The organism is Pseudomonadota bacterium (assembly GCA_022361155.1).
Lineage (GTDB): Bacteria > Myxococcota_A > Polyangia > Polyangiales > JAKSBK01 > JAKSBK01.
Genome location: JAKSBK010000474.1, coordinates 1 through 4,810 on the forward strand (window position 1 = coordinate 1; position 4,810 = coordinate 4,810).

Below are 4,810 nucleotides of genomic sequence, written 5' to 3' on the forward strand. Positions count from 1 at the left end.
CATCGAGGAGGTACCCCTGCCGGACCTGCTGCAGTTGTTCAGCTCCTCCAAGAAGAATGGGGTACTTGTGGTACGTACAGAAACCGATGTCGGTAAGCTCTATTTGGACGCCGGTCAGGTGGTGTACGCGACGTTGAACGACGACGATACCCTGGGCGCAGAAAAGAGCTTGTACCGTATTGTCGGTTGGACGGCGGGTACCTTCTGCCTGGAGAGTCAGCCGGAGGAGGAGTTTCCGAGACAACTGAAGCTTTCGACCGAGGGCCTGTTGATGGAGGCCATGCGACGCATGGACGAAATGGCCAGGTTGGACGATGAGCTACCCGCGATGGATGCGACGCTGTCGCTTGCATCCCCTCTGGTCGCCGAGCTGCGCGACCTGGAGCCGCAGCAGCTCGATGTATTGCAGACGGCGCTCAACCATCGCGTGGTGGAGGCGATCCTCAACCACTGTCCTGCGGACGACCTTTCGACCTGTCAGGCGCTGGTCGAGTTGCTGAAGAGCGGCTACCTACAGGAAGCGTAGGCTCGTGGCTCTAGTATCCTGGATCCCTGATTTCGTACATAAGCCTGCGAGCGATTGGCGTCGCTCGGGCCGGCGAATCGACGACGGAATAGTCTATGGTCCTGCTTGGTCGGGCTGGCAGGTGAGCAGGCGTTCGACGAGCTTCTGAGAGTAATGGCTTAGCTGGGTGAACACCACGCCCATGCCTTCGGGCTCTTGACGCACTACGCGTCCGACCCCTTGAATGCTCTCGACGGCGCCGGCGATTATGCTGAAGTGCAGCTCAACCTGGCTTCCCACGGGTAGCGGTCGCTTTGAGCGGATGAACACTCCCGTGCGGGAGATGTTCGTCACATACTCTTGGATGAAAGCGTCGAACGAATCGAACTCCAGATTGAGCGTCACGCGCTTGCCAGAGCGCCGGCCCGATCCGGGTCCTTCGCTCGCGTGCTGCCGGTTACCTGCTTTCGTCATCCTACGGGCCCTAAGCGCCGCTCAGATCAAACTGCTCCAGGTGATAATCGCGCTTGGCGTTAAGCACGATCTGACGACTAAAGCGGTTCGATGCCTGCTCGATGGAGCCGCGTTCCTCGCGTTGGAGCATGTCGCATACTGCGGGGTGCGCTTGGATCGTGATCTTGTAGCCAGGAAGGGCGTCTTTCTCGCGTCGCAGCTGGCGAAGTATTTCGTGGCACACCGAGGTTTTGGACTTCAATTGTCCGGTGCCGTCGCAATAGAAGCAGGGTTCGTAGAGCGTCCTGCTCAAGGATTCTCGTGTTCGCTTGCGCGTCATTTCGACCAGGCCGAGCTCGCTGAAGCGCACCGTGGTCGTGGTGGCGCGATCGCGTCTTAGTGCATCGAGGAGCGACTTGTAGACCCTATCTCGATTGGGCATGTGCTCCATGTCGATGAAGTCGAGCACGATGAGTCCGCCGATATTCCGGAAGCGAAGCTGATAGGCTATCTCCCTGACCGCCTCGAGATTGGTCTGTAGGATCGTGTCCTCGACATCGTGTCCGCGGCCTGTGAAACGACCGGTGTTGACATCGATGGCCGTGAGTGCCTCCGCCTGGTCGATGATCAGATAGCCGCCTGACGCGAGCGGCACCTTGTGAGCGAGGGCGCGCGAGATCTCATCTTCGATGCCGTACTCGTCGAAGACAGGGTCCCTCCCCTCATGGATTTCCAGGTCACCTGCACGCTCGGGCATGAAGGCCTCCAAGAAGCGTCGTAGCCGTTCACCCTCCTTGGGATCGTCGATGATCACGCGTTGGACCTTGTTGTCGAAAAGGTCGCGCACCGCGCGCAGCATGATGTCCAGATCGCTAAGGAGCAGAGACGGAGGCGCCGGGTTGTTGTCCAGTTTCGCCTTCACTTCCCCCCAGCGCTTGACCATGTATCCCACGTCGGCTTTGAGCCGCTTTTTCGTGAGTCCGGAGGCGACCGTGCGAACGATGAGTCCCCCGTGTGGTGGTTTGCAGCCATCCAGGGCGGCGCGCAGGCGTCGCCTTTCTCGTTCGTTTCCAATGCGTTTCGAGACGCCCAGGTGATCCACCGTGGGCAGATAGACCGCGTACCGGCCCGGTAGTGCGACGTGACTGGTCACTCGTGCACCTTTGGTCCCGATGGGCCCTTTGGAAACCTGCACCACCAAGGATTGTCCCTCCTTGAGGACATCCCGAATCGGCGTGTCCCGGGTAACGGGTCGCGCCTTGCCCGAGCTCGATCCCCCTCGCTCCCCCGAGTTCTCCGCGTTCTCCGAGTTCGCCGTGAGCACGCTATCCATATCCTGTTGCGGGATAACGTCTTCGACGTGCAGGAAAGCGGCGCGGTCCAGGCCAATGTCGATAAACGCTGCCTGCATTCCTGGTAGGACCCGTGTGACCTTGCCCAGGTAGACATTGCCGACGACGCTTTGATCCTGGAGTCTCTCGATGAAGAGTTCCGCGAGCACACCGTCCTGGACCAGCGCTACCCGCGTTTCACCGATGCCGACGTTGATAACCAGAGTGTCTCTTGCCATGTGCAGTGACGATTGACTTGAAATCGGGCCTGGCACGCAAGGCTTTCGCCGTTCCCGCCTTCGACCCGGGGTCAAAAGCGGCCGGCAAGATTTCACTCGCGTACGCTCGCGCGCGACCGTGGCGTATCCGGTTTCGGGCGCTGTGCGCCAGCCGCGCCGAGGGTCTTCGCCACCGTGTCGCGCGTGGCAGCCGCATCGATGCGGCTAGTTCGCCTCGAAGATCCTTTCGATCTCCTGACGCACCCGTTCCTCGCTGCGACGACGCGTAACGGCGATTTCCTTCACGATTAGGGTACGGGCGGTTTCGAGCATCCGGCGCTCGCCGAAGGAAAGCGACTTTTCGGCTTTCAGCCGATACAAATCGCGCATCACTTCGGCAACATCGAACACGGATCCCGTCTTGATCTTGTCCATGAACCCGCGGTAGCGACGGTTCCAGGTTTGGTTGTCAAATGCGATCGTCCGTTCTTTCAGTATCGCGAATATTTCCCTGATCTCGGATTCGTTAATGGGAGGTCGCAAGCCTACGCTTCCGGCGTTGTTGACGGGCACCATGATCTTGCGGTCGGTATCGAGAATGCGCAGTACATAAAAGCGCTGCCGGACACCCGCGATATCCTTCTCCTCGATGGACACCACTTCGGCTACACCCTGCGCCGGGTACACCGCCTTGTCGCCCACCTTGAACGTCCGCTGTGCACGAGTCTGCATTGTGGACTCCCTTCTGTTGGGTCCTCTTCAAACGGCAGGACAGCGTCCAGGAACGGCACTGAGCGCGCAGCGTCCGCGCCCGCCTGATAGAGCCTAGACGCAAAGTCGGCGTGGAGCCTACCTGCTGACTCGGTGTATGTCAATTACAATTTTTCGCAAGGATTTCAATGGATAAACCAATTCGCACCCATCGAGATCGACGCGGCCCGATCCCGCCGACGCCATGTCACGTGTCAGCGCCTTGGAACCCGACTTCCTGGGGTCTGAACGGCTACGAATCGAGCTTGGTGAGCAACGTGAGATCCGGCAGCTCGTCGAGGTTGGGCATGAGCACGATCTCGATGCGTCGATTCTGTGCTCGCCCTTCGGGGCCTTCGTTGCTCGCCACCGGCCGCGTGTCGGCATATCCCGCTGCGGAAAGATGAAGGGATTCGAGCCCCTGGGCCTCCACGAAACGAGTCACGGTCACGGCGCGCGCAGCGGACAGCTCCCAGTTCGACGCGAACCGGCGTCCGCGAATTGGGACGTCGTCCGTATGTCCGGCGATTTGGTAGTCGCGGTCGGGGATCGTCTTGAGCACCTCGGCCACCTGAGCGAGTGCCGCCTTGCCGCCCTTCTTGAGCCTGGCGCTGCCTGAATCGAACAGAATGCTCTCTGCCAACTCGACCACCATGCGTCCGCGGTCTATCCGTACGCGAAGCTTGCCCGAGGCGATCATGGAGTGGAACTGGTCCAGCATCTTGCGAAAGGTCTTGAGCCGTTCCTGGGCTCGTTGCATGCGCGCCTTGTGCTCCTCCAGGGCTCTCTTGAGGTCGCTGCGTTCCGACTGCAGCTGCTCGACGTTCGTCCCCAGCTCTTGTAGCTGCGCCACCATGCGTCGATTCTGCTGGTCAAGCTCGTCAAAGCGCGTCTGGAGCTGCTCGTGAGCCTGCCGAGCCGCCGCCAGCTCTTGACCCAACTCGCTGATGCGGTCGCGCTTGACCTGCATCTCATCCTCCGAGTAGCCGCAGGCCGCTGCTGAGCTTGCGACGATCGCACTGGCAACAACGGTGCACCGCAACCTCGCGTGTGCTCGGACGTCTTTCAGCATTCAACCCTCGCCTTGCTGGTGTTGGCTACACAACCCGATCGGAACGGGCCGCCACCCAAGTCACGGTATGGTGGCGGCGCCTGCGATGTCAACGAAGGTGCACTCGTCCCCGCTTATCCCGCCAGCACAGGCAGCGAGGTGTGCCGTAATCCTCTGGTAACCCAGGACGGCGTCCGTTGTCACCATAATCTAATGATGCAAGTCAAACTTGCACATCACTAAGCACTCAAATAGAATAAGTTATAGCTAAATTAGGTGTTGCCAGGCTTGACAGTGGCATGACGTTACAATACGGTACAGTCAATCCAACGACCCATAAGGAGGTCCAACATGGCTAAAGCCAAGAAGGGCGCCCGCAAGAAGGCCGCCGGCGCAGGTAGGAAGAAGGCGACTCGCAAGAAAACTGCGCGCAAGCCGGTTGCCCGCAAGAAGGGCACCAGGAAGACCACCACCAGGGCCGCTAAGAAGGGAGGCCGCAAGA

Annotated in this window: 5 protein-coding genes; 1 reads left to right on the top strand and 4 read right to left on the bottom strand. The window is 60.0% G+C overall.

Features of this window, described 5'->3' with window-relative positions:
* A partial coding sequence (locus MJD61_17895; protein ID MCG8557136.1) for a DUF4388 domain-containing protein occupies positions 1 to 526 on the top strand: 526 nt, incomplete at its 5' end.
* Between the two features lie 93 nt (positions 527 to 619).
* On the opposite strand, the gene MJD61_17900 is transcribed toward MJD61_17895, so the two are convergent.
* From MJD61_17900 to MJD61_17915, 4 genes are all read right to left on the bottom strand, one after another.
* Positions 620 to 979 carry a PilZ domain-containing protein gene (locus MJD61_17900; protein MCG8557137.1) on the bottom strand — a complete coding sequence of 120 codons (360 nt, stop codon included), beginning with the start codon at positions 977 to 979 and terminating at the stop codon, positions 620 to 622.
* Between the two features lie 10 nt (positions 980 to 989).
* Positions 990 to 2,528: an Rne/Rng family ribonuclease gene (locus MJD61_17905; GenBank protein MCG8557138.1), complete on the bottom strand. Its 1,539-nt coding sequence runs from the start codon at positions 2,526 to 2,528 to the stop codon at positions 990 to 992.
* Positions 2,529 to 2,732: 204 nt separating this feature from the next.
* A complete protein-coding gene (locus MJD61_17910; GenBank protein MCG8557139.1) occupies positions 2,733 to 3,239 on the bottom strand; it encodes a CarD family transcriptional regulator in 507 nt (168 codons plus the stop codon).
* A 271-nt stretch (positions 3,240 to 3,510) separates the two neighbouring features.
* Complete coding sequence (locus MJD61_17915; GenBank protein ID MCG8557140.1) at positions 3,511 to 4,329, bottom strand: OmpA family protein; 819 nt, start codon at positions 4,327 to 4,329, stop codon at positions 3,511 to 3,513.
* Positions 4,330 to 4,810 lie beyond the last annotated feature (481 nt).

Bases quoted from the DNA above. Each gene is read 5' to 3' on its own strand.
- MJD61_17900 (MCG8557137.1), bottom strand. From the start codon at position 979: ATGACGAAAGCAGGTAACCGGCAGCACGCGAGCGAAGGACCCGGATCG.
- MJD61_17905 (MCG8557138.1), bottom strand. From the start codon at position 2,528: ATGGCAAGAGACACTCTGGTTATCAACGTCGGCATCGGTGAAACGCGG.
- MJD61_17910 (MCG8557139.1), bottom strand. From the start codon at position 3,239: ATGCAGACTCGTGCACAGCGGACGTTCAAGGTGGGCGACAAGGCGGTG.
- MJD61_17915 (MCG8557140.1), bottom strand. From the start codon at position 4,329: ATGCTGAAAGACGTCCGAGCACACGCGAGGTTGCGGTGCACCGTTGTT.